At 66.4% G+C, this 22,782-nt stretch carries 23 protein-coding genes and 1 pseudogene; 19 read left to right on the top strand and 5 right to left on the bottom strand.

Annotation, left to right across the window (positions count from 1 at the left end):
- The first annotated feature begins 6 nt into the window (after positions 1–6).
- From MKK51_RS23190 to MKK51_RS23150, 9 genes and pseudogenes are all read left to right on the top strand, one after another.
- Entirely contained in the window at positions 7–969 is a 963-nt protein-coding gene (locus MKK51_RS23190; protein ID WP_409565751.1) for an ABC transporter substrate-binding protein, read from the top strand.
- 84 nt (positions 970–1,053) lie between these two features.
- On the top strand, positions 1,054–2,055 hold the full coding sequence (locus MKK51_RS23185) for a FecCD family ABC transporter permease (RefSeq protein WP_243981437.1): 1,002 nt from the start codon (positions 1,054–1,056) through the stop codon (positions 2,053–2,055).
- Entirely contained in the window at positions 2,052–3,059 is a 1,008-nt protein-coding gene (locus MKK51_RS23180; protein WP_243981420.1) for a FecCD family ABC transporter permease, read from the top strand. Before MKK51_RS23185 ends, MKK51_RS23180 begins: the two co-directional genes overlap by 4 nt.
- A gap of 5 nt (positions 3,060–3,064) precedes the next feature.
- Positions 3,065–3,874, top strand: a complete 810-nt coding sequence (locus MKK51_RS23175) for an ABC transporter ATP-binding protein (RefSeq protein WP_243981412.1) — start codon at positions 3,065–3,067, stop codon at positions 3,872–3,874.
- Positions 3,875–4,703: 829 nt separating this feature from the next.
- Entirely contained in the window at positions 4,704–5,699 is a 996-nt protein-coding gene (locus MKK51_RS23170) for an ornithine cyclodeaminase (RefSeq protein ID WP_243981410.1), read from the top strand.
- Entirely contained in the window at positions 5,690–7,027 is a 1,338-nt protein-coding gene (locus MKK51_RS23165) for a Y4yA family PLP-dependent enzyme (RefSeq protein WP_243981408.1), read from the top strand. Before MKK51_RS23170 ends, MKK51_RS23165 begins: the two co-directional genes overlap by 10 nt.
- Positions 7,024–8,088, top strand: a complete 1,065-nt coding sequence (locus tag MKK51_RS23160) for a PLP-dependent cysteine synthase family protein (RefSeq protein ID WP_243981406.1) — start codon at positions 7,024–7,026, stop codon at positions 8,086–8,088. The genes MKK51_RS23165 and MKK51_RS23160 overlap by 4 nt, the downstream gene beginning before the upstream one ends.
- Before the next feature lie 5 nt (positions 8,089–8,093).
- Positions 8,094–9,512 (top strand): MATE family efflux transporter, encoded by a 1,419-nt coding sequence (locus MKK51_RS23155; RefSeq protein ID WP_243981404.1) that lies wholly within the window; start codon positions 8,094–8,096, stop codon positions 9,510–9,512.
- A gap of 44 nt (positions 9,513–9,556) precedes the next feature.
- Positions 9,557–10,071 (top strand): annotated as a pseudogene (locus tag MKK51_RS23150) (IS701 family transposase); the annotation flags it as partial.
- Between the two features lie 91 nt (positions 10,072–10,162).
- On the opposite strand, the gene MKK51_RS23145 reads toward MKK51_RS23150, so the two are convergent.
- Positions 10,163–11,065, bottom strand: a complete 903-nt coding sequence (locus MKK51_RS23145; RefSeq protein ID WP_243981402.1) for an SDR family oxidoreductase — start codon at positions 11,063–11,065, stop codon at positions 10,163–10,165.
- A gap of 99 nt (positions 11,066–11,164) precedes the next feature.
- On the opposite strand from MKK51_RS23145, the gene MKK51_RS23140 reads away from it, so the two are divergent.
- Entirely contained in the window at positions 11,165–12,028 is an 864-nt protein-coding gene (locus MKK51_RS23140; RefSeq protein ID WP_243981400.1) for a helix-turn-helix transcriptional regulator, read from the top strand.
- 112 nt (positions 12,029–12,140) lie between these two features.
- Here MKK51_RS23140 and MKK51_RS23135 read toward each other — a convergent pair whose 3' ends face one another.
- Complete coding sequence (locus MKK51_RS23135) at positions 12,141–12,887, bottom strand: glucose 1-dehydrogenase (RefSeq protein WP_243981398.1); 747 nt, start codon at positions 12,885–12,887, stop codon at positions 12,141–12,143.
- A gap of 106 nt (positions 12,888–12,993) precedes the next feature.
- Here MKK51_RS23135 and MKK51_RS23130 point away from each other — a divergent pair, with 106 nt between their 5' ends.
- From MKK51_RS23130 to MKK51_RS27660, 9 genes are all read left to right on the top strand, one after another.
- Positions 12,994–13,374, top strand: a complete 381-nt coding sequence (locus tag MKK51_RS23130; protein ID WP_243981435.1) for an ArsR/SmtB family transcription factor — start codon at positions 12,994–12,996, stop codon at positions 13,372–13,374.
- A 261-nt stretch (positions 13,375–13,635) separates the two neighbouring features.
- Positions 13,636–14,019 (top strand): nuclear transport factor 2 family protein, encoded by a 384-nt coding sequence (locus MKK51_RS23125; protein WP_243981396.1) that lies wholly within the window; start codon positions 13,636–13,638, stop codon positions 14,017–14,019.
- A 314-nt stretch (positions 14,020–14,333) separates the two neighbouring features.
- Complete coding sequence (locus MKK51_RS23120; RefSeq protein WP_243981394.1) at positions 14,334–15,209, top strand: STAS domain-containing protein; 876 nt, start codon at positions 14,334–14,336, stop codon at positions 15,207–15,209.
- A gap of 4 nt (positions 15,210–15,213) precedes the next feature.
- Entirely contained in the window at positions 15,214–15,618 is a 405-nt protein-coding gene (locus tag MKK51_RS23115) for an STAS domain-containing protein (protein WP_243981392.1), read from the top strand.
- Complete coding sequence (locus tag MKK51_RS23110; protein WP_243981390.1) at positions 15,593–16,003, top strand: anti-sigma regulatory factor; 411 nt, start codon at positions 15,593–15,595, stop codon at positions 16,001–16,003. The genes MKK51_RS23115 and MKK51_RS23110 overlap by 26 nt, the downstream gene beginning before the upstream one ends.
- Before the next feature lie 2 nt (positions 16,004–16,005).
- On the top strand, positions 16,006–17,001 hold the full coding sequence (locus tag MKK51_RS23105; protein ID WP_243981389.1) for an ATP-binding protein: 996 nt from the start codon (positions 16,006–16,008) through the stop codon (positions 16,999–17,001).
- Positions 16,998–18,914 (top strand): ATP-binding protein, encoded by a 1,917-nt coding sequence (locus MKK51_RS23100; protein ID WP_243981387.1) that lies wholly within the window; start codon positions 16,998–17,000, stop codon positions 18,912–18,914. The genes MKK51_RS23105 and MKK51_RS23100 overlap by 4 nt, the downstream gene beginning before the upstream one ends.
- A complete protein-coding gene (locus MKK51_RS23095; RefSeq protein ID WP_243981379.1) occupies positions 18,914–19,438 on the top strand; it encodes a GAF domain-containing protein in 525 nt (174 codons plus the stop codon). Before MKK51_RS23100 ends, MKK51_RS23095 begins: the two co-directional genes overlap by 1 nt.
- Positions 19,439–19,590: 152 nt before the next feature.
- Positions 19,591–19,914, top strand: a complete 324-nt coding sequence (locus MKK51_RS27660; RefSeq protein ID WP_409565749.1) for a transposase family protein — start codon at positions 19,591–19,593, stop codon at positions 19,912–19,914.
- A 119-nt stretch (positions 19,915–20,033) separates the two neighbouring features.
- Here the strand turns inward: MKK51_RS27660 and moaA are convergent, their stop codons facing one another.
- The 3 genes from moaA to MKK51_RS23080 are packed head-to-tail and all read right to left on the bottom strand — an operon-like array spanning position 20,034 to position 22,676.
- Positions 20,034–21,053, bottom strand: a complete 1,020-nt coding sequence (moaA, locus tag MKK51_RS23090) for a GTP 3',8-cyclase MoaA (RefSeq protein ID WP_243981377.1) — start codon at positions 21,051–21,053, stop codon at positions 20,034–20,036.
- A gap of 1 nt (position 21,054) precedes the next feature.
- A complete protein-coding gene (locus tag MKK51_RS23085) occupies positions 21,055–22,374 on the bottom strand; it encodes an FAD-dependent oxidoreductase (RefSeq protein WP_243981376.1) in 1,320 nt (439 codons plus the stop codon).
- Complete coding sequence (locus MKK51_RS23080) at positions 22,371–22,676, bottom strand: ferredoxin family protein (protein WP_243981374.1); 306 nt, start codon at positions 22,674–22,676, stop codon at positions 22,371–22,373. Before MKK51_RS23080 ends, MKK51_RS23085 begins: the two co-directional genes overlap by 4 nt.
- Positions 22,677–22,782 lie beyond the last annotated feature (106 nt).

The following is a 22,782-nucleotide window of genomic DNA, read 5'->3' as shown; positions in this document are numbered from 1 at the left end:
TTCAGAATGAATCGACGCTCAGCCCTCCTTTGTCTCGCCGGGGCAGCCGCAGGCGCATCGTCCTTGCACGCCGAGGAGGCCGGCAAGATCACCCTCGTCGACGACCGAGGCGTCCCGGTGACGGTTTCCCGCGCACCCAAACGGCTAGCGGCGGTCTCCTACGCCCCGGTCGATGCGGCGCTCGCGTTGGGCACTATGCCGGTTGCCACCACGTACATGTCGTGGCGTCGTGAGCCCGATTACCTGCTCGGCCTGACGGGGAAGATGAAGCAACTCGGGCAGCGGGCAAGGCCCAACCTCGAGCGGCTCGCCGAGATGAAGCCGGACGTCACGGTCGCGGTCCGTCGCTACACGGAGGGCAACGCCGCGCGCTACGCGGCCATCGCCCCGTATCTGGCCTACGACCTCGAGGTTTTCGGCGACAGCGACCGCATCGTCGAACAGATGGCGATGCTCCTCGATCAGACGGAGCGCGGCCAGGCGCTCAACATAAGGTTCAAGGAAGACCTGTCGGCTTTCACGGCAGGTGCGCCGAAGGACCGCCATCTCCGCTTCCAGATCATGTGGGCGGGCGACACGCCCTACACTTTTTACTCGGAGCACATGGCAGCGGCGCTCGTGGTTGCGCTCGGCGGCACCAACGTTGCCGGCCCGAACCCGACACCACACGTACCGGGGCGGTTCGGATTCGAGATGAGCCTCGAGGCGATGCTGGCCAAGGATCCGGAGGTGATCTTCGTCTACGACTCCGGCTCCTACCGTCCGCACGAGAACAATCCGGTCTGGACGATGCTCTCGGCGGTCAGGAACGGTCGCGTGACTTATGTCGGCGACCATTGGGTCGAGCCGCATGGGCCGGTCGCCCGCCATATGGTGCTGCGGGAAGCCGCGCACCTTCTGTACCCGGACCTTTTCCCGAAGCCCGACATCCACGCGGAGGCTGCAAAGATGATCCGGGTTTCGCTCTGAGCCCTTGATTCGATGCCCCGCTTACGCCGGTCGGGGAGAGCTTCGGCGGCGATCGCTCAAGCCCCCATCAGACGAGGGCCTATGATGTCTCCTACGTCCCGCTCGGCCGTGCTGACGGCAGGAGCGCTTCTCGCCACGCTACTGATCGGGTTTGCGGGCCTCCTCTGTGGCGCCAAGCCCCTCGGCTTGAAGGAAGCGTTGGCGGCTGTTTTCGAGCACGCCACAGGTACAGATGGCGTCATCGTCTGGACCCTGCGGATGCCGCGCAGTCTCGCCGCCTTCGTCGGTGGCGCAGGTCTGGCCGTCTCCGGGCACGTTCTGCAGACACTCACACGCAATCCGCTGGCCGCACCGGGATTGACGGGCATGACGGCGGGAGCGGTCGCCGCAATCGTCGCCTGCTTCACCTTCCTGCCCTGGGTTTCGTCTCCTCTTTACCCCTTCGTAGGCCTCGCGGGCGGGCTCTCGGCCGCTGCGGCGACGTACTGGGTTGCCGGGCGTGCGATGTCGCCCCTGCACCTCGCCCTGGGCGGCGTCGCCGTCTCGGCGCTTCTCGGCGCCGTGACGATCGCTGTCCTGATCAAGAGCGCTCCGCAATCACCGACCGTACTCTTCTGGCTGGCTGGCGGCTTCCAAAGGTGTTCCTGGCCGCAAGTCCTTCTGATGGTACCCTGGGCGGCGGTGGGACTGGTCGGCGCATTCGTTAGCCACCGCATCCTCGGCCTCATGTCGCTCGGTGACGCCACGGCCGCCGCTATGGGCCTGCAGTGCGGACGCTGGCGTCGCGCTCTGCTCGTCCTGGCTGCGTGCCCGGTCGCGGGGCTGTCGCCGGTCGCCGGCCCGATTGCTTTCGTGGGTTTGGTCGTACCGCACATCGTGCGCCTGTTGCGGCCGTCCGGCGAGGCCTGGGGCGTTGCGCTCAACGCCTCGGTCGGCGGCTTGCTCCTGGTCGTCGCCGATGTCCTCGCACGAAGCGTGGCAGCCCCGCGCGAAATCCCGGTCGGTATCGTCACGGCCCTGACCGGCGGCCCTTTCTTCGTCTATCTCGTCACGCGCCACACCCCCATCGCGATCAGACGGCCGTGAGGCGGATCATACCGGCCCTGGCCATCGCGGCATCCTGCACAGCGCTCTTCGGGCTCGCGGTGTTCCTAGGGACCGTCGATGTCGCACCAGCCGACGTGTTTGAAGTACTGGCTGGGCGCGGATCTGGACTTGCGCAACTCGTCGTCGGCGAATTGCGCCTTCCCCGCGTGCTGACCGGCATGCTGGTCGGAGCGCATTTTGCTCTGGCGGGATTCCTCCTCCAAGCCATCACCCGGAACCCCCTTGCCGACCCATCCATCATCGGCGTCTCGCAGGGCGCGACGCTCGCAGTGACGGTGTTCCTGCTCGTCTCGGTCTACGGCGGCGCACCGGGGCAGGACAGCCTTTACGCTTTGCCGGAGGCTTGGCTGCCCGCGGTCGGGCTGGGCGGCGGCGTACTCACGGGTCTTACCGTGTACTTTCTGGCGCTGCGTCACGACATCGGCCCGCTCCGGGTGACGCTGTGCGGCATCGCGGTGGGAGCCGTACTCCAGGCGCTCGCCGTCGGTATCATCGCCGGCTGGGGCACATCCCGCATCGAGATCCTACTGCAATGGCTGTCCGGCAGCCTCTACGCCCGAAGTTGGGACGACGTTGCCTTCCTCGCGCCGTTCACGACCGTCGGTGTCATCGCCCTATCTCTGGTGCGGCGCCCGGTCGACCTCCTCGGCTTCGAGGTTTCCACAGCGCGCGCGATGGGCCTCGCCTATGGACCCTACTTCACGCTGGTCCTGGTCCTCGCCTGCGGATTGGCGGCCAGCGCGGTCGGGGTGGTTGGCCCGCTTGCGTTCGTGGGTCTGGTGGTCCCGCACGTCGCCCGGGCCGCCGCCGGGGCGCGACCGGGGCTCGTACTGTCGTTGACTGCCATTCTCGGCGCGGCGCTCGTCACCGCAGCCGACCTCCTCGGCCGTCTCGTGGGCGGGACAGAGGAGATCCCGGTCGGGGTTGTGACGGCGATCCTCGGCGCACCCGCCTTGATCATCCTCCTGCGCCGCCTTCCGTGACCGCTATGCCGCTCAGTTGTACCAATCTCCGCCTCGCCTACGGTCGTCACACGGCGATCGCGGGTGTCAGCCTCGCACTACGGCAGGGCGCGATCCACGCCCTCATCGGGCCGAACGGGTCAGGCAAGAGTACGCTGCTGCACGCGCTCGCCGGGTTGATCACGCCGAATGCTGGGACGGTCGAGATACACGGCCGTCCACTCAGGACGATCCGCCGCCGCGCGCTCGCCCAGCGCCTTGCTTTCCTGCCGCAGCAGCCCATCGCTCCGGAGGAAATGACCGTCGAGCGGCTCGTTCTTCAGGGTCGATTCGCCCATGTCGGCCTGCTGCGCGGTTATCGCCCGGTGGACATTGAGGCCGTCCAATGGGCGCTGGAGAGCACTGGCTTGGCTGCGCTGGCCGCCCGCCCCCTGCATGCGCTGTCGGGCGGCGAGCGTCAACGCGCCTGGATCGCGACCGCTCTGGCGCAGGAGGCCGACATTCTCCTGCTCGACGAACCGACTTCGTTCCTCGACATAGGCCATCAGGTCGAGATCCTTAATCTCCTTCTCCGCCTCAGCCGCGAGCGCGGCATCACTGTGGCGATGGCGATCCACGACATCGATCAGGCGATGGCGGTGGCCGATCGGATCGTACTCCTCGACACCGGCCGCCTCATGTTCGAAGGCACCGCAAACGATCTCGCCGTGAGCGGTCTCGTGGAGCAGGCGTTCCGTGTAACGGGTCGCTTTGTGCAGGTCGAGCCGTCGGGCGCATGGCATCTCGACCTCACCCTCGATCCGACGGCGCAGGCGCACCGTCTCGACGATAAGTAGAAGGCGGAGCGGCCGTATCAGGTCATCGCGACGTCACACACAGATCCCGCAGCAGCCTGAATATTGGGCGGCGCTCGATGGCTCATGCGCGAGATATGTGCGCTTAGGAAATAGTCTAATTCCTGACTACCCAAGCGCAGATTTACAGGCACATGATTCGCATTGCATTTTTACTTTTATATTTTTTTGAACAAATTCAAATATACACTTGTAAATCCATGTTGAAAAATCAATAGCACTATGCAATTCTTGGAATGTCAAAATGATTCGGGGAAAATGCTGATGATCATAACCGATGATCGATGCGTGACTATCCAATTGATTGATCCAGATATCTTGATCCCAACCGAGGAAACCGAGCCCGGCAGAGTCGAGCAGGTCGAACAAGAAATCCTATCTGCCGGGTCGTGGAAACATCCGGTTCTCGCTCACGCAGACGGCGTCTTCGTTATGGACGGCCATCACCGTCGAGCGGTGGCGCGACGACAGCGCCTAAGATTGTTGCCAGTTGTTTTTCTGAGATATTCAGACATGGAGGTCTTCCCCTGGCGCACAGGGGAGCTGATCACACCCGAAATCATATTTGATATGGTCAGAGAGGGCCGGGTGTTTCCAAGCAAGACCACGCGACACGTCGCTAAGATACCCTTGCCACGGTGCGATATAACGCTGAGCCAACTTCGGGCGGGTTCAGTGCATCGATGATTTAATACGTAAAGACTCACTGCGAGTAGAATACTTTCGCATTGTTGCTTTGTTCCTGTCGAAATAGCCCATCGATAGTAGCGTTGTTTGCCGAATCGCCAAATTTGCAGGAGAAACGAAAGCCATGACGAAAGCTTATCTCCGCACGCCTGCCCTTCACATACTGACACGCTCGGAGTTGGCCGACATCGTTCTGGCGCCTGCGGATGCCATCGGTTTGGTCGAGGACGCCTACCGCTCCTTCGCAGACGGTGCATCCCGGTGCCCGACCAAGCTGATGATGCCATTACCGGATGATCGACGGGACGCCGTCTCCTACTCCATGCTTGGCTACGACGGAGCGCTCCAACACCTCGGCTTCAAAACTTCGTATCGTCAGGGCAGTGACAGTGCAGAGAAATACTATACGACGATCAGTCTCTACGACGACACGACGGGATTGCCGTTTGCCTTCATGGACTGCCACCGGGTCGGTGGCACGCGAACGCCAGCCACCACGGCCATCATCGCCAAGCATTGCGCCAAGGCCGATGCGCGCTCGGCGCTGATGATCGGTACCGGCGCACAGGGCCTGAACACGCTGCCCTACTTGCTGACGGCGATGCCGCAGCTGCAGACCTTGCGCTTCTTTGGCACCCATCCCGAAGGCATCCGAGCCACCCAGGAGGTCTTCCTGAGCTACTTCCCGGAGCGGCGGATCGAGCGGGTGGACGACGTCCCGGCGGCGGTCGCGGAGGCAGATATCGTCGTCGTGGCGTCGGGTCGAGCCGCCCATCCGAAAGTGCAGACCGCTTGGCTCAAGCCCGGAGGACTCCTGATCTCCGTCGCAAGCAAGGGCGTCGAGAGCGGCGCACTACGTGAGGCGGACTACGCGGTCGCGACGAACACGGGCCAGCTCGGTGTCACTGGCAAGCGCCTCGCCGGCCCTGACGGGGCGCCACGCATCGATGCCGAACTGCCCGATATCGTGAGCGGGCTCAAAGCCAGCCGTCACACCCAATCAGACCGTGTCTTCGCCTTCAGCAGCGGCATGATCATCACAGACATCCCGATCGCCCATGCGCTCGCCACACGGGCGATCGCCGCCGGTCGCGGCAGGAGGATCGAGCTGTGGAGCTGAAACCTGGCTCCATGCGGGCCCATGAACGAGCTTGGGCCGTCGCCTTCCGACAAGACGCGGCGCTACTCGATGCCATCGCCCACGTCGCCGGCGGCCCGTTCCACATCATTAATCCCGAGAGCTTCGCGGACAACCTTCGGGCCTTCTCGAAGGTGCTCCGGGACAGGAGGGTGCCGGGCCGGGTATATTTCGGCAAGAAGGCGAATAAAGCCGGCGCATGGATGCGGGAGGCCGCGCGCCAAGGTGGTTCCGTCGACGTCGCCAGCGAGCCCGAATTCGCGCACGCTCTCGCGAACGGCGTACGCGGAACCGACATCGGCGTGACCGGCGCAGCCAAAAGCAACGATCTGCTGTGGCTGGCGTATCGCCATGGGGCCATTGTCGCCATCGATGCCCTCGATGAGCTCGAGCGCGCCATCGCGGTCGCCGAGGACGGCGCTCCCCTCCGAATCCTCCTGCGGGTCCTGCCTCCCAAGGCGACTGACAGCCGCTTTGGTCTGAACGAGGACGACCTCGGCGCGGCCCTGCGCCGTTGCGCTGGGATGCGATCACATCTCACAATGGAGGGCTTCTCGTTTCACCTCGACGGCTATGCTGTCGAGCCCAGGGCTGAGTTGGCCGCGATCCTGGTCGAGCGGTGCCGAGAGGTCCGCGTCGGCCTGGGTCTCCCATGCTCAGCCGTTTCGATCGGCGGCGGGTTCGCCTGCAGCTATGTCGACGAGGATGATTGGCGCGCCTTCCAGGACCAAGCGGATCCTGCGCTGTTTCATGCTGGAAAGCGCTTCGACCGGTTCTATCCCTATCATCAGTCACCGACCGGGGCGGCGATGCTCGACGCCATACTGAGGACCCAGGACCGCGGTGAAACCCTCGCCACCCGGATGATCGCCGCGGACGTTCAGCTCTACGCGGAGCCGGGACGCGCTCTCCTCGATGGCGCGGGCATGTCGGTATTCCCTGTCCAGGGGTTCAAGCGCAACGACGAGCACGGCATCGTCACCGTTGCCGGGCTCAGCATGAGTCTGTCTGAGCAATGGAAGAACAGTGAGTTCCTCCCCTCGCCGATCTTGGTGCAACGGGGACCTGAACGGCCCCAGGTGCCTATCAGGGCTGCCATCGGCGGGTCGAGTTGCATGGAATACGACGTATTGACTTGGCGGAAGGTCTCCTTTCCAGCGGAGCCGCGCTCAGGAGACTTAATGATCTACGTCAATACCGCCGGCTATCAGATGGACAAGAACGAAAGCGAGTTTCACCAGCTCTCCCTGCCGCCAAAAATCGTCGTGAGCAGGCGGGATCAGCAGTTCACCTGGAGGATCGACCAGTGAAACATACACCTTTCGGCGCTGAACGGATCGCGCGGACGAGCGCCGAATTGATCGGTTCGACACCACTACTGGAACTCACCCGTACTGGCTCGGGCGCTCGCCTGCTGCTCAAGCTCGAGAATTTCAATCCGACAGGATCCTGCAAGGTCAGGATGGCGCGCGAGATGATCCTCGCCGCGGAGCGCGAGGGCAAGCTGAAGCCCGGCGGCCGCATCGTTGAGCCAACGTCGGGCAACACCGGCCTGGGGCTCGCCCTCGCGGCCATCGAACGGGGCTACCGGTTCACCGCCGTCGTCGATGGTCATGCTACTCGGGACAAGCTCCGCGCCATGCAGGCGATGGGTGCCGAACTGGTCTTCGTCGAGGGCCAGGGTGATAAGCCGAGTACGATCGAGCGGCGTCGGATCGCCGGCGAGATCGCACGCACCACCGGTGCTTTCTGGCCGGACCAGCACCACAACCCGAACAACAACAGGGGCTACGCCGGCCTGGCGGCGGAGCTGCTGCGCGATCTCGAAACCGACGTCGATTATCTCGTCGGCGCGGTCGGGACCGGGGGCACGCTGTGCGGCACTGTCGCGGAGCTGCGTCGTCTCGGCTCGCGTGTGACCTCCATCGGTGTGGAGCCTGTGGGCTCGATCATCTTTGGTGGGCCGCCCGGTCCGTATCGGCAGACTGGAGCCGGAGCCCCGGGGGGCTTCGAGGTCGGCCCCAACGTTGACCACTCCCTCATCGACGAGGGTTTGACCGTCACGGACATCGACGCCTTCACGGCCGCTCGCGTCGTCGCCCGCCGCACGGGGTTGCTGTTGGGCGGCACCGCCGGTGCCGCGATCCATGTCGCTCTGAGGCGGCTGGCCCTCGTCGAACCTGGCAGCACCGTCGTGGTCCTGGCCTGCGACGCGGGCGAAAAGTACCTCGATACGGTCTTCGACGACGCGTGGTTGCGCGAGCGCCATCTCCTGAACGAGCCGGCACACCAGCGTCTGCACCGTCTCTTCATGGCCTTCGATGACTCGAGGCGCCTCGTGTCCCAGCCCTTGCGGGCAGCCGTGGGATGAGTGCCATGTCCAGGCGCCTCGAACCCTATCGCGAGATCCTCGGCCTCGCCGCACCCATCGCCGGCATCCAGTTCGCCCAGGTCGCCCTGACCAGCACCGACCTGCTGATGATGGGGCTCATCGGCATCGACGCCATAGCGGCCGGCGGGCTCGCGCTGCTGCTCTACAACCAGCTCCGCACCATGGGTGTCGGCACGGTGACAGGTCTCGGAAACCTTATCGCGGGTGCTGTCGGCCGCGGAGAAAAGAGGACCGGCACGTCGTCGCCTGACGAGGCCACCCGCGACGAAGTCAGGAACCTCCTGCGTGCAGCCATGTTGCTGGCGACGATCGTCGGCGTTGCGGCCGGCACTGCGCTGATCGCCTTCGGCTGGGCATTGCCTTGGTTCGGGCAACCGCCCGAGGTCGTCGCCATCGCCCGGCCCGTCATGCTGGCGCTGGCGCCTGGGCTCCTGCCCATGTTGTGGCTCAACGTTCTCCGCCAGTTCGCCGTCGGCATGCGCCGTGCCGGCTCACTGCTTGGGGTGACGATAGCGTCCATCGCGGTCAACGCCGCATTGAACGCCACCTTCATCTACGGTTGGATAGGCTTGCCCCAACTCGGGGTCGCGGGCATCGGGATCTCGACCACGTTCGTCCAGCTCTGGAGTTTCGTCGTCTATCTGCGGATCGTCCGGCGTGACCCCATCCTGCGCGACCTGCTCGCATTGGATGGGTGGAAGGCGGATCGGGCGACCGTGATGACGATCGCCAGACTGGGCGGACCGATCGCCCTGACCTATGGGTCCGAAGCCGCGATTACGTCCATCGCGACGATGCTGGTCGGTACCTTCGGGGCCGCGGCGCTCGCAGCCTCCAACGTCGTGAACCAGCTTGCCTATATCGTCTACCAGCTCAACATCGGACTCTCGCAGGGGGCCTCCATCTTGGTGAGCCGCACGGCCGGTCGAGGTCGGCACGAAGAGATCGCCGCCCTCGCCAGACGTACCTTCATCATCAGCTTCGGCGCCATGACGCTGATCGGACTCGCCTACGTGCTCGCACCCCAAGCCATTCTACGACCCTTTCTGGGTGAGAACGGCGACGCTGCGGTCAGCGACACGGCGCGCGTGCTGCTGTGGTTCGCGATCGCCCACCAATTCCTCAAGGGCTCGCAGAACCTCTGCATCGGGCTTCTTCGCGGTCTCGGAAACACAAGATCCGGTTTGACGAGCACCTTCATCGGGTACTGGCTGATCGGAATTCCGGCGATGGCTGCTTGCGGGCGCGGCCTCGATTGGGGAGCTCCAGGTGTCTGGTTCGGCCTGTGCATAGGCTTTGGTGCAACGGCGCTGCTCCTGGTCTGGCGCTTCGGCAGGGATCTCCGTTCCGTGCCTCAGACACGATACGAGCAAGCCGTTCGCGCACCGGCAGCGGCGGCTTAAGGCTCTTGAAGCGGAGATCACCTGGGCAAAAACCACTGCCGCAACGCTGGGATGCGGATGCTCTGCGCGACGTGGTGCGGGACTATGCCCTGGAGACCCTGGCCGACCCGGACGCGGTTCTGGTTCTCGATGAGACCGGCTTCCTCAAGCAGGGTAAAGCCTCGTGCGGCGTGCATCGCCAGTACACCGGCTCTGCCGGCAAGATCACGAACTGTCAGATCGGTGTGTTCGCGGCCTACGTCTCGCGGCACTGCCATGCGTTCATCGATCGGGCCTTTTACCTGCCCAAGACCTGGACCTCGGATCCGGCCCGATTAGCCGCCGCCCACGTGCCGGAGGGGACGAGCTTTTCGACCAAGCCTGGATTGGCACTAGCGATGATCGAGCGGGCGATCGCCGCCGGCGTGCCGTTTTCCCTGGTTGGCGGCCGACACCGTCTAAGGGGTCGGCGACATCGAGATGGCGCTGCGGCGCGGGCAAGGGCTACGTGCTCGGAGTCAGGACCGATCACAGGTTCAATTCCTGGGTCGGCAAGCCGCTTGTGGCCGGCACCACCGAGGCGGCGCATGCGTGGACGACCCGCAAGCTCGAAAACTTGCGGAACGGGATCCATGGAGGTTCCATCGGCTCGCACGACGGACCACGGCGTGTCAGTGCGACGCGCGGGAATAGTCCATTTGCTCAAGGTCGGCGATGAGGCCGCGCCCGGTCGGATGCCAATCAAGCCGTGCCCGCGTCAGGGCACTCGACGCCGGCATGTCGAGGCTGACGAATGCGGCCAACCACCCGAAATGCTCTGCCGCTTTCTCCGACGACACGCCGACCGCCGGCACGTTCAAGCCACGGCCGATCACCTCCGCCATGTCGCGGGCGCTGACGCCTTCCTCGGCGACCGCGTGGTATCGGGCACCGGCCTCCCGCCGCGCGAACGCGAGCGCATACAGCCGGGCGACATCGAGGACGGGAGCCGCGGGCCAGCGGTTGGCTCCCTCGCCGACATAGGCCGAGACGCCCGTGCGGCGGGCCACGTCGACGAGATAGGTGATGAGCCCCTGTTTGACCGTATCATGCACCTGTGGGAGGCGCACGACCGACACGTTGACGCCCGCCTCCAGGAGCGCGGCACCCGCCATCTCGGACGCGATGCGAGGGTTCGGGTGTTTTACGTTGAAGACGTCTTCGGTCGCCGGTCCACCCTCGGTGGGGTTTCCCATTCCGGTGCCGGACGTGATGAGCAGCGGGCGATCCGATCCCTTCAGTGCGGAGCCCAGGGTTTCGATTGCGCGCCTGTCCTTCTCGCAGTTGGCGACGAAGTTCGAGAAGTCGTCATGGTCGAAGGCGGTATGGATCACGCCGTCGGCCTGGGCCGCGCCGCTGCGCAGGCTGTCCAGGTCTTCGAGGTCGCCACGATGGGGTTCGACGCCGGCGTCGATCAGTTTTTGAGCGCCCGTGGCCGACCGCGTCAGTCCCAGGACCCGATGCCCGGAGCGGAGGAGTTCCGGGATGATCGCAGAGCCGATGAAGCCGGTGGCACCGGTGAGGAAGATGCGCATGAGATGCTGTCCGCTGTGGTCTGGACGATCTCTATCGGCGCATCGCAGATCCCGTTAAAGGTGTGACCTTATCCCGGTATAGACGCTAACAGGATCGCCATGTCTGCCAGACCCGAGACCCCACTGGGAGCATATTTGAGGGACCGGCGGACCAGGCTCGATCCAGCAGCGTTCGGGTTCACGGGACGCAGGCGCACGCCGGGCCTGCGCCGGGAAGAGGTCGCCCAGCGCTCGAACATCAGCGCCACCTGGTACACGTGGTTGGAGCAGGGACGCGGCGGCGCGCCCTCCGCTGACGTGCTGAACCGCATCGCCGCCGGGCTGATGCTGACCGAGACCGAGCGCGAGCACGTCTTCATGCTCGCGCTCGGGCGTCCGCCGGAGGTCCGCTACAAGCCCAAGGAGGGGATCACGCCGCGCCTGCAACGGCTGCTCGATACGCTTGAGGTCAGCCCGGCGCTGATCAAGACCGCAACCTGGGACATCGTCGCCTGGAACCGTGCCGCCGCCGTGGTGCTGACCGACTGGAGCACGGTCCCTCCCGGTGAGCGCAACATCCTCCGCCGCATGTTCTGCGATCCGGGCGTTCGCACCGCGCAGCAGGACTGGGCGAGTGTGGCCCGCTTCGTCGTCGGCGCGTTCCGGGCGGACGCCGTACGCGCCGGCGCTGCGTCCGAGGTCAGCGAACTGGTCGATGAGCTCTGTCGCACCAGCCCGGAATTCGCTGCCCTCTGGCAGGAGAACGACGTCAATGCGCATGCCGACGGCGTCAAACGGCTTTGGCATCCGATCCTCGGCGCGATCGAACTGGAATTCTCGACCTTTGCGGTCGACGGCCGTCCCGACCTCGGCATGATCGTCTACAACCCCGTCACGCAGGGCGTACGGGATCAGATCCGCACGCTCGTTTGCTCGAGCGGCAACGAGCCCGAATACGACTGTCCGGTGTCGAAGAGCGCCTAGCTAGCGGACGGAGGACAACGCGCTCGGTGGAGGTCGCCGGACTGCGTTCGCCCCATGCCACCGCCTGCGCGCGCATCTGTGGCTGGAGCACGCGCAGGATCGGATTTCGCCGTTAGCGAACGCCGCCGCTGGCGGTGATGTTCTCTCCCGTCAGCCAACGGGCATCGTCCGACGCGAGGAACGCGACGACCCCGGCGATGTCGTCTGGTTGGCCGGCCCGGCCGAGCGGCGTCTGTGCGATGAAGCCCGCCTCCATATCGGAGCCGACGACCCCGGCCGTATGCGTGCCTTCGGTCACCACGAAGCCCGGACTGACCACATTCACGCGGATCTTGCGCGGAGCCAACTCATTGGCGAGAACACCCGAGATCGCGTTCAAAGCGCCCTTCGTGCCGGCATAGGCCGCCGCGGTTGGCGTAAGCACATGGGTGATCGCCGACGAGATGTTGATGATGCTTCCGCCGTCGCCGAGATGCTTGGCGGCCGCCTGCGTCGCCAGCAGGACGCCGAGCACGTTGATGTCGAACAGACGGCGGTAGTGGTCCTCGGTTGCCTCCTCGATGGATGCGAATTCGTAGACGCCGGAATTGTTGACCAGCACGTCGAGCCGGCCGAACTCACGCACCGCCGCCTCGATCAGCCCATGAGCCTGGGCGGCCTTGGAGACGTCCCCCTGCACGGCGATCGCCTTGCCACCGTCCGATGTGATCGCCGCGACGACGGCGTCCGCACCAGCCTTGCTCGACGCATAATTGACGACGACGGCTGCGCCGGCCTTCGCCAGTGCCTTGGCGATGGCCGCGCCGATGCCCTTCGATGCACCGGTGACGACCGCGACCTTACCCTCAAGCTTTGACATCTGTGCTAGCTTTCGAACTGGGTCGGCTCCGGATTGGATGCCGTCTTCCCATGGTTCGGAAGTTCGGAACTATCAAAGCGCAGTTCAAGCCCCATATGGACGAAACATGAGGCCGCTTTTTCACCCTGCCATGGAGGACGTTCAGCCAGAGGCGATCCTGCACGCCTTGTCCGATCCCCGAAGGGCGGCGATCTTCGCCCGGATCGTGGGCGCGGGCTGCGTCGACGCCTGCTCGGCCCTGTCTGCGGTGGGCGACCGGGTCATTCCGAAGTCGTCGCTGTCCAGCCACTTCAAGGTGCTGCGCGAGGCCGGATTGATCCGCAGCGAGCGTCACGGCGTGGAGATGAGAAACTATTCGCGCTGTGCCGAAGTGGACACGCGCTTCCCCGGCCTGTTGGCTGCGATCATCAACGCCTACGCTTCGGGACGCGGTGATGGCCAGGGCGTGTCCGCGCTTTCGTCAGGTGCACCATCCGCAGACGCGTGATCGCCTCACCGAATCGGCGCTTCAGAGGCACCCTGCGGTGAGAATCTGGCGTTTGGTATCTGTCATGATGGCCTGAGACGGGTGGTTTGAAGACGGTCCGCTTTCGGACAGTGGATGCATCGAAGCGGACCTCCATGCGAGAACCGCTTACGACTCGTTGCGGGAGATCGGAACGTCCACTCTTAAGCACTTGTCTGCTCTCCGGCGACGTGCTCCCCTGTATCGATAGCCAATGGCTCTCACGGGTTTACACGCAGAGACATGCCGAATCTCGCGCAGAACAAGACGAACGTAATAGCGTTCTATGAGCTGATGTTTAACGAGTGTCGTCCCCGCGAGGCCATCGAGCGTTATGCCGGGGCCACCTACATCCAGCACAATCCGCATGTGCCCACGGGCAAGGACGGCTTCATCGCCTATTTCGAGCGAATGTCGCGTGAGTGGCCGGGCAAGCGGGTGGAGGTCAAGCGAGCAATTGCCGAAGCCGATCTGGTTGTGCTGCACTGCCTCCAGCACTGGCCGGGCGACCATGACTATGCGGCCATGGATATTTTTCGCCTCGATGCGGATGGCCGGATCGTTGAGCACTGGGATGTGCTGCAGATCCTGCCCGATGCTTCGGCTAATCCGAACGGGATGTTCTAGATCGCGAATGTCTCATAAGCGGCGGACGTGCGCAGTCCATTTCCCATCCGAACCGAAGTTGTCGGACGGCCGACGAGCCGCTGGTTCGGAGAAGCGCCGATGGCGATCCAGGCTTCCGGGTCGGGTCGCCACCTGCCGGTCTGCTCTACGACCTCGTCGGGTGGGTTTCGGCCAGTCTGCTTCCGGGAAGTAAGGTGGCGGAACCTGACGTTGGCTCGGAGATCGAATGCTGGCGACTTCAGCCTGAGCGATATCGCCTATCGAAAGTGTCGAGATCAGGATAGAGGCTGCGCGACAGCAGAGAGAGGGACCCGATGAGTATGGACGGCGCCGAGGTCCTGAAGCGGACGCTCATCGAAGACGAGGCCGCCATCCTCGACGCGTGGTACGCCTCCTTGCGTGAGGGAACCTCCCTGCAGAGCGGCCGCATTCGCGAGGCCGAGCTCCAGACCCAGGCCAAGGCCGTGTACGGCCAGCTTCGGGATGCGCTCGCGAACGGCGGGGTCGAGGCCGATGGCGAGCAATACACCTCACTTCGCGAGGCCCTCGCCGACATCTCGCGCTCGCGCGCGATCCAGGGCTTCACGCCGACCGACACCGCCAACTTCGTGTTCTCGCTCAAGGCGCCGGTCTTCGCGGCCATCGGGAAGGCCCATGGGACGGACGCCGCCACACTGGCGGCGGGGACCTGGGCCGCGAGCAAAATCCTCGACCGGCTCGGCCTTCACACCATGGAGGTGTTCCTGGAAAGCCGCGAGGAGGTGATCGGGCGCCAGGGTCAGGAGATCGCCGAGCTCTCGACACCGGTGGTCCGGCTTTGGGACGGTATCCTAGCGCTGCCGCTCATCGGCACCCTCGACAGCGCCCGGACTGGCGTCGTGATGGAGAACCTGCTCCAGGCGATCGTCGACGAGGAGGCCGAGATCGCCATCATCGACATCACCGGGGTGCCGACCGTCGACACCCTTGTGGCGCAGCACCTGCTGAAGACCGTCGCGGCAGCCCGGCTGATGGGCGCCGACTGCTTCGTCTCCGGCATCCGGCCGCAGATCGCCCAGACCATGGTCCATCTCGGTGTCGAGTTGAACGTCGTTTCCAAGGCGACGTTGGCAGACGCCTTCGCGCTCGCCCTTCGGCAGACGGGTCGAAAGGTGGTGCGCCAGCAGGTTTCCGCCGAGGGGCGTCGCTGACACCATGGACCGCATCCCGATCCTCAAGCTCGGTGGCGTCCTCATCGTCACCATCCAGGTCGACATGCACGACCGCCTCGCCCTCGCGCTGGAGGAAGACCTTACGGCGATGATCGTGCGCACCGGCGCGCGTGCCGTCCTGATCGAGATCTCGGCCCTGGAGATCGTCGATTCCTTCATCGGCCGCATGCTTGTGAGCATTGCCGCGGTGTCGCGTATCCTCGACGCGGACACGGTCGTGGCCGGGATGAGGCCCGCCGTGGCCATCACCCTGGTGGAGCTCGGCCTGGAACTCACCGGCATCAAGACGGCCCTCAACGTCGAGCGCGGCATGGCGCTGATCCAGTCGCGGCTCGCCGAGGAGGAGGAGGACGGTTGCGGGGGTGACCGTGAAGTCCACGAAGGTTGAAACCCTCCCGATCCGCTCGGGCGACGACGTCGTGCGGGTGCGCCAGCGGGTCCGCGCGCTCGCCATCGAGATTGGGCTCGGGCTCGTCGATCAGACCAAGTTCGTCACCGCCGCGAGCGAACTGGCTCGCAACGCCCTGGACTACGGCGGCGGCGGCGAGGTCCGGGCGGAGATCGTCCAGGCCGGCATGCGCAAGGGCCTGCGCCTGACCTTCGAGGATCAGGGCCCAGGCATCGCCGACATCGAGCAGGCGATGACCGACCACTACACCTCCGGCGGCGGTCTTGGGCTCGGCCTCGGCGGAGCCAAGCGGCTCTCGAACGAGTTCCACATCGAGTCGACGCCCGGAGCAGGCACGCGCGTGACGATCGCGCGGTGGAAGTGAGCATGGTCCGGGTCCCCGTCACGGAAGCGAGCCAGGTGGCCGAGGCGCGGCGGCGCGCCGTGGCCGTGGCGCAGGCCATCGGCTTCGACGAGACCGCGGCCGGACGGGTGGCCCTGATCGTTACCGAGCTCGCCACCAACGTCGTCAAGTACGGCGTCCCGGGCGAGGTTCTCGTGGGCACCTACGAGGATGGGACCGGCTCGGGGGTCGAGATCCTCGCCCTCGACAAGGGCAAGGGTTTTGAGGACCTCGGCCTCGCCCTGCGCGACGGCCATTCCACCGGCGGCAGCGCCGGCGAGGGGCTCGGCGCGGTGCGTCGCCTCTCCGACGCGTTCGACATCGTGTCCCGGCCCGGCCTCGGCACCGCGGTGCTGGCGCGCCTGTCGTCCGTCAGAGGGAGCCCGTCGGGCGATGGTCCCGGCTTCGGCGCGGTGACGGCGCCCCTGAAAGGCGAGACTGCCAACGGCGACGCCTACGCCGTGCGCGAGCGCGCCGACGGCTGGACCGCCATCGTGTCGGACGGCCTCGGCCACGGACCGGAGGCCGCCAGGGCGTCGGAGGAGGCCCTCAAGATATTCCGGCGCCGTCGCGACGAGCCGCCCGCCGCGATCCTCGCTGCGATCCACGCAGGCCTGTCCCAGACCCGGGGCGGAGCGATCTCGGTCGCGCGCTATACGAGGGACCGCGCCACGCTCGCGCTCGCCGGCATTGGCAATGTCGCGGGGGCGGTGATCTCCGGAAGGACGATCAAGCGAACGGTCAGCCTCGCCGGGACCGCGGGCCACGCGGCCCGACGTATCCAGGAGTTCGAGTACCCCATGCGTCCGGAAGACGTGTTCGTGCTGTGCTCGGACGGCATCGCGACGAGCTGGTCCCTCGACGCCCATCCCGGCCTCGCAGGGGCACATCCGACGCTGCTGGCCGGGGTGATCTATCGCGACTTCGCGAGGGTCAGGGACGACGCAACCGTGCTCGTCGTACGCGGGGATGCAGCGTGAAGTGGCCGCTCCTGACGAGCTCCGTCGAGCACGAGGACGACATCATCGTGGTGCGACAGCGCGTGCGCGGGCTGGCGGAGCGCCTTGGCTTCGGCATCCAGAACCAGACGCGCATCGCCACGGCCGTGTCCGAGATCGCACGCAACGCCTACGGCTACGCCGGCGGCGGCAAGGTCGAGTACGGCGTCGACGAGGAGAACGGTGGTCAGGTCCTGGTGATCCGCATCCTCGACCGGGGGCCCGGGATCCCTCATCTCGACGAGATCCTGGAAGGGCGCTACCGCTCCACCACCGGGCTCGGCATCGGCATCACCGGTTCCCGCCGCCTGATGGATCGCTTCGAGATCGAGTCCGAGGTCGGACGCGGAACGCTCGTGACGTTCGGGATGCGGTTGCCGTACGGCTCCGGATCCTTCTCCGGCCGTACCCTGACGACCATGGCCGAGGACGTCGCCCGCTCCCGGGCAGAGGAACCGGCGATCGCCCTGCGCGAACAGAACCGTGAGCTCCTGCGCAGCCTCGCCGAACTCGCGGAGCGCGAGGATGAAGCCCAGCGCCTGAACCGCGAGCTCGCCGAGACGAACCGGGGCGTCGTCGCGCTCCATGCCGAGCTCGAGGCGCAGGCCGCGCTCTTGCGGGAGGCGGGGGCGCTCCTCGAAAGCCAGGTGGCGGCCCGCACCGCGGAACTCGCTCAGGCGAACGCCCGGCTCCAGGCCGAGGCGGTCGAGCGCGAGCGGATGGAACAGGACCTGCGGCAATCCCAGAAGCTCGAAGCGGTCGGGCAGCTGACCGGCGGCGTGGCGCACGACTTCAACAACCTGCTGACCATCATCCGCTCGTCGGTCGACTTCCTGCGCCGCCCGGACCTGCCGGAAGACCGGCGCAAGCGCTACATGGATGCCGTCTCCGACACCGTCGACCGCGCCGCCAAGCTCACCGGACAGCTCCTTGCCTTCGCGCGCCGCCAATCCCTGAAGCCGGAGGTGTTCGAGGTCGGTGAGCGCCTGCGCGGGGTGGCGGAGATGCTCGACACCGTTACCGGCGCGCGCATCCGCGTCCGGGTCGAGGCCTTGGACAGGCCGGCCTTGGTACGCGCCGACCTCAACCAGTTCGAGACCGCCCTGGTGAACATCGCCGTCAACGCCCGCGATGCCATGGACGGCAGCGGGACGCTGACGATGCGGGTGGCGGCCGGGCAGGCCCTGCCGACGATCCGTGGCCATGCCGGCTCGCGCGGGCCGTTCGCCGCGGTCTCCCTCACCGATACGGGGTCGGGCATTCGCCCGGAGGTGCTCGGGCGCATCTTCGAGCCGTTCTTCACGACCAAGGACGTCGGACGCGGCACCGGTCTCGGGCTTTCGCAGGTGTTCGGGTTCGCCAAGCAGTCCGGCGGCGACGTCGACGTGACGAGCGAGATCGGCAAGGGCACGACCTTCACTCTCTACCTGCCCGAGGTCTCGTCCCTGGCGACCGAGGCCGTCGTGTCCGACCCTGACGCGGACCTATCGCCTGCGGGCCTCGGCCAGCGCGTCTTGCTCGTGGAGGACAACCTGGAGGTCGGAAGCTTCTGCTCGCAGATTTTGGAGGATCTCGGATACGCACCCGATTGGGTCGTCAACGCGGAGGAGGCGCTCGAACGCCTTGGGGCGGACGGCTCGGGCTTCCGGGCCGTCTTCTCCGACGTCGTCATGCCCGGCATGGGCGGCATCGAGCTCGCCAAGGCATTGCGCCTACGCATTCCTGCCCTTCCGGTGGTCCTGGCCTCGGGTTACAGCCATGTCCTCGCCCGCGAGGACAGCCACGGCTTCGAGCTGCTTCACAAGCCTTACTCGGCCGCGCAGGTCGGCCGGGTCCTGCACCGGATCATCGGTGCCTCGCTCCCGATCGCCGACCCCGAGGACCAAGGCCGATAATGCAGCGCCCGCCGCCATCGGCCGAGACCGGGGAACGCGAACGGCTCGCCGTCCTCGACGACTACGCCGTCCTCGATACGCCGCCCGAACCGAGCTTCGACGGCATCGTCCTGTTGGCCCGCGCCGTGTGCGCGGCGCCCGTCGCGCTGCTCAGCCTGGTGGCCGAGGGACGGCAATGGTTCAAGGCACGGTCCGGCTTCGTCGACTGCGGGACGGAACTCGACGCCTCGGTCTGTCGACATGTCCTGGGCAGGAGCGACATGCTCGTGATCCCCGACCTGACGTGCGACGGTCGCACCCGCACCAATCCCCTCGTCACCGGCGCGCCGCACATCCGCTTCTACGCCGGAGCACCCCTCGTGACCCCGGACGGTCACGGCCTCGGCACGCTTTGCGTCATCGACACCGAGCCGCGCCCTGAAGGGCTGACCGAGGAGCAACGGGAATGCCTGCAGGTCCTCGCGGGGCTGGTCATGGCACATCTCGACATGCGCAGGGCCCTTGTCGCGAAGGGATCGCCCTGAGGGCTGTGAGTACGACCGGGTTGGGTGGCCTCGTGACGGTCTGCTTTGGCAGGCTGCTGAAGACGTGATCCTCCCCCGGTTTCGCGGTTCTCCCGCAGTTTGCGTGGAACGGTCACCGCGACGCAGCGTCGATGGGCTGATCCACGGCAGGGATGATTCTGTCTTCATCCCTGCCGGGCTGCGTCGTCGACCAGATCCTTCGCCGCTCCGGTCGTCTCATCATCCTTGCCCATGTTCGCCGGGATCGTGGGCGCTGTCCCGACTGCGGCGCGCCAAGCTCTGCCGTCCATCGTCGATATGTCCGGCATCCTGCCGACTATCCGAGCCTCAGTGAGACCGTGATGCTGCGCCTGAAGGTTCGGCGCTTCGGCCAGAGCGCTCTCCGCCGAAGTGGATGCCGGTTCGGCGAAAAAGAGTGCGACACAACAAAGATCGAGAGCTGTGCCCCGACCCAACGTGGTCGGGCGCAGCTCTAGCCAAACCGTGTCGGGCAGTGCGGTGGAGAAGTGTTGCTTCAAGAGATGGGGCGCGATCGGTAGGGCGGTCGGTTCTCGCTCTGAGCATGACAGTGCGGCGGGAGTTTTGTGAGAGACACTTAGCCCCCGGTTTCAGACATCTTTCGCGCGAGCTGGGGCGCCGCGCCGCGCCGCAGGACGAAATCGTGGCCCTTGGGCTTCCGGCCGATCGCCTGATCGATGATCCTCACGACATCGTCGTCGGTGCCGCCGGTCCGCAGGAGCGTCCGCAGGTCCGTCGCGTCGTCCTGGCCCAGGCAGGTGTGCAGCGTCCCCGAGGCCGTGACCCGCACCCGGTTGCAATCCGCGCAGAAATTGTGGGTGTGGGGCGTGATGAACCCGATCAGGCCCCCCGTCTCGGCGACGCGCGCGTAGCGGGCTGGGCCGCCGCTGCGCATCGGGACGTCGATGAGCGTCCAGCGCTCCGCGATCCGCCGGCGCAAGGCGTCCAAGGGCAGGTACTGATCGAGGCGATCGATCCCCACATCGCCGAGCGGCATCGTCTCGATGAGGCTCAGGGTCATGCCTCGGCCGTGGGCGAAGGCGATGAGATCGTGGATCTCGCCCTCCGTCCCGTCCTTCAATGCGACGGCGTTGAGCTTGACCGCGAGGCCCGCCGCGCGGGCCGCGTCGATTCCCTCCAGCACCTTGGCGAGGGAACCGCCACGGGTGAGCATCCGGAAGCGCTCCGGGTTGAGGGTGTCGAGGGACACGTTGATCCGGCGCACGCCCGCGCAGGCCAGGTCGTCTGCGAAGCGGGCGAGCTGGGTTCCGTTGGTGGTGAGGGTGAGTTCGCGCAGCGCGCCGGTTCGCAGCGGCTCGGACAGCGCCGCGAACAGGTCGAGGATGCCCGGCCGCACCAGCGGCTCGCCGCCGGTGATGCGCAGCTTGTCGATACCGCGGGCGATGAACAGCCGGGCGAGCCGGGCCAATTCGTCCAGGCCGAGGATGTCCCGCCGCGGGCGGAAGCTCATGTCCTCCGACATGCAGTAGACGCAGCGCAGGTCGCACCGGTCGGTGACCGAGAGGCGCAGATAGGTCACGCGCCGTCCGAATCCGTCGATGAGCCCGCAGGTCGAGGCCGCCGTCTGTGCCATCATCTTAGGCGGCCTCGCTGGCGATCGCGAGCATCTCGGCGCACGTCACGAATTTTTCGCGCGGTTTCCCGGCCGCTTGCCCGCGGGCGGTTTCGGCGGCTTCGATCCGGCGCCAGGCGGCGTAGTCGATGCTGTGCCCGGCCCGCTCCGCGAGGCCGGCCACCAGGGCGTCGGCGTTCCCGATCGGAACCGGGAGGGTCGCGAGGTCGGCGAGCACGGCCGCCGCCGTCTCCACGCCGCAGGCACGGTTCGTCCCGATGGTGCCGTGGGGGCCGCGCTTGCTCCAGCCGCAGGTATAGAGGCCGGGCACCGTCACGCCGTCCGTGACGATCCGGCCGCCGAGATTGGCGTGAACACCGGCCCGCGCGTCGTAGGGGATTCCCGCCATCGGCGCGGTCCGGCGCCCGATGCTGGAGATGACGAGGCCGCAAGCGAGGGCGATGGTCCGGTCCTGGCCGGTCCGGCGCAGATGCAGGCCGTCCACCCGGCCCTCCCCCGCCAGGCGGACGGGCTCCAGGCCGAAGCGGATCAGGCAGCGCCGCCGCTTGGCGGTCCCGCCCTCGGCCTCGGCGAAGCCGCGCAGGATGTCCGCATTGGCGCGCGCCTCCGCCCCGGCGTCCATCGCCGGTTCGGGCACGCCCTCGGGCAGGTCGTCCGGATCGAGCCCGGTGGTGCAATCGGCGAGGGCGCCGAACTCGCCGAGTTCCTTCGGGGAGAAGCGCGCGCGCTCCACCCCGCCTCGCCCGACGATCTGAACCTCCCGGATCCGGCTCTCGGCCAGGGCCTCCAGGGCGTGGGCGGCGATGTCGGTATGGCGCAGCTCGTCCGGGGTCTTGAGCAGGATGCGGGCGACGTCGAGGGCGACGTTGCCGTGCCCGATCACCACCGCCCGCTCCGCCGAGAGGTCGAAGCTCAGGTGGGCCGCGTCGGGATGGCCGTTGTACCAGCCGATGAAGGCCCCCGCCTGATGGCTGCCGGCCAGATCCTCGCCGGGAATGTCCATCCGCCGGTCGAGGGAGGCGCCGTTGGCCAGGATCACGGCGTGATAGCAGGCGCTCAGTTCGGCGATGCTCACCTCGGCCCCGACTTCGACCCCGCCGACGAAGCGGAAGCCGGGCAGGCCGGCGATCCGGTCGAACACCGTGGTCACCTGCTTCAGCTTCGGGTGGTCGGGTGCCACGCCGAACCGGACGAGGCCGAACGGGGCGGGCAGGCGCTCGAACAGGTCCACCGCCACCGGCATGCCGGAGCGCAGGAGCGCCTCGGCCGCGTAGAACCCGGCCGGACCGCTCCCGACCACCGCGATGCGAGGATGCGCGCTCATGAGGCCAGCCGCCTCGCCTGCTCGTCGGCGCCGGGCAGCGGCGGGATCTTGGCGGCGATCACCGGGGTCTCGGCCGCGCGCAGGCGGTTGATCTCGACCCATTCGGCCTTGCCCGCCGGCATCTGCCAGGACGGGTGGATCGCGCCGACCGGGCAGATCGGCGCGCAGCCGCCGCAATCGATGCAGTTCTCGGGGTCGATATAGGTCATCTGCTCGTCGAGATGGAAGCATTCGACCGGGCAGACGGTGACGCATTCGGTGTAGCGACACCCGTGACAGGAATCCGTGACGACATAAGCCATGCAGGCCTCGACAACTCTGCTGCAAACGGAAGGGTGATACGGTTCCCGGCTCGGCCGGCACGGTCGCAACAAGGTCCCTCTCCTTCCGCGAGAGGGAACCCGCGCT

Origin of the sequence: Methylobacterium sp. E-045 (assembly GCF_022829685.1) — a bacterium.
GTDB lineage: Bacteria > Pseudomonadota > Alphaproteobacteria > Rhizobiales > Beijerinckiaceae > Methylobacterium.
The sequence above is the reverse complement of the archived record's forward strand: the minus strand, read 5'-3'. Positions and strand labels throughout refer to the sequence as shown.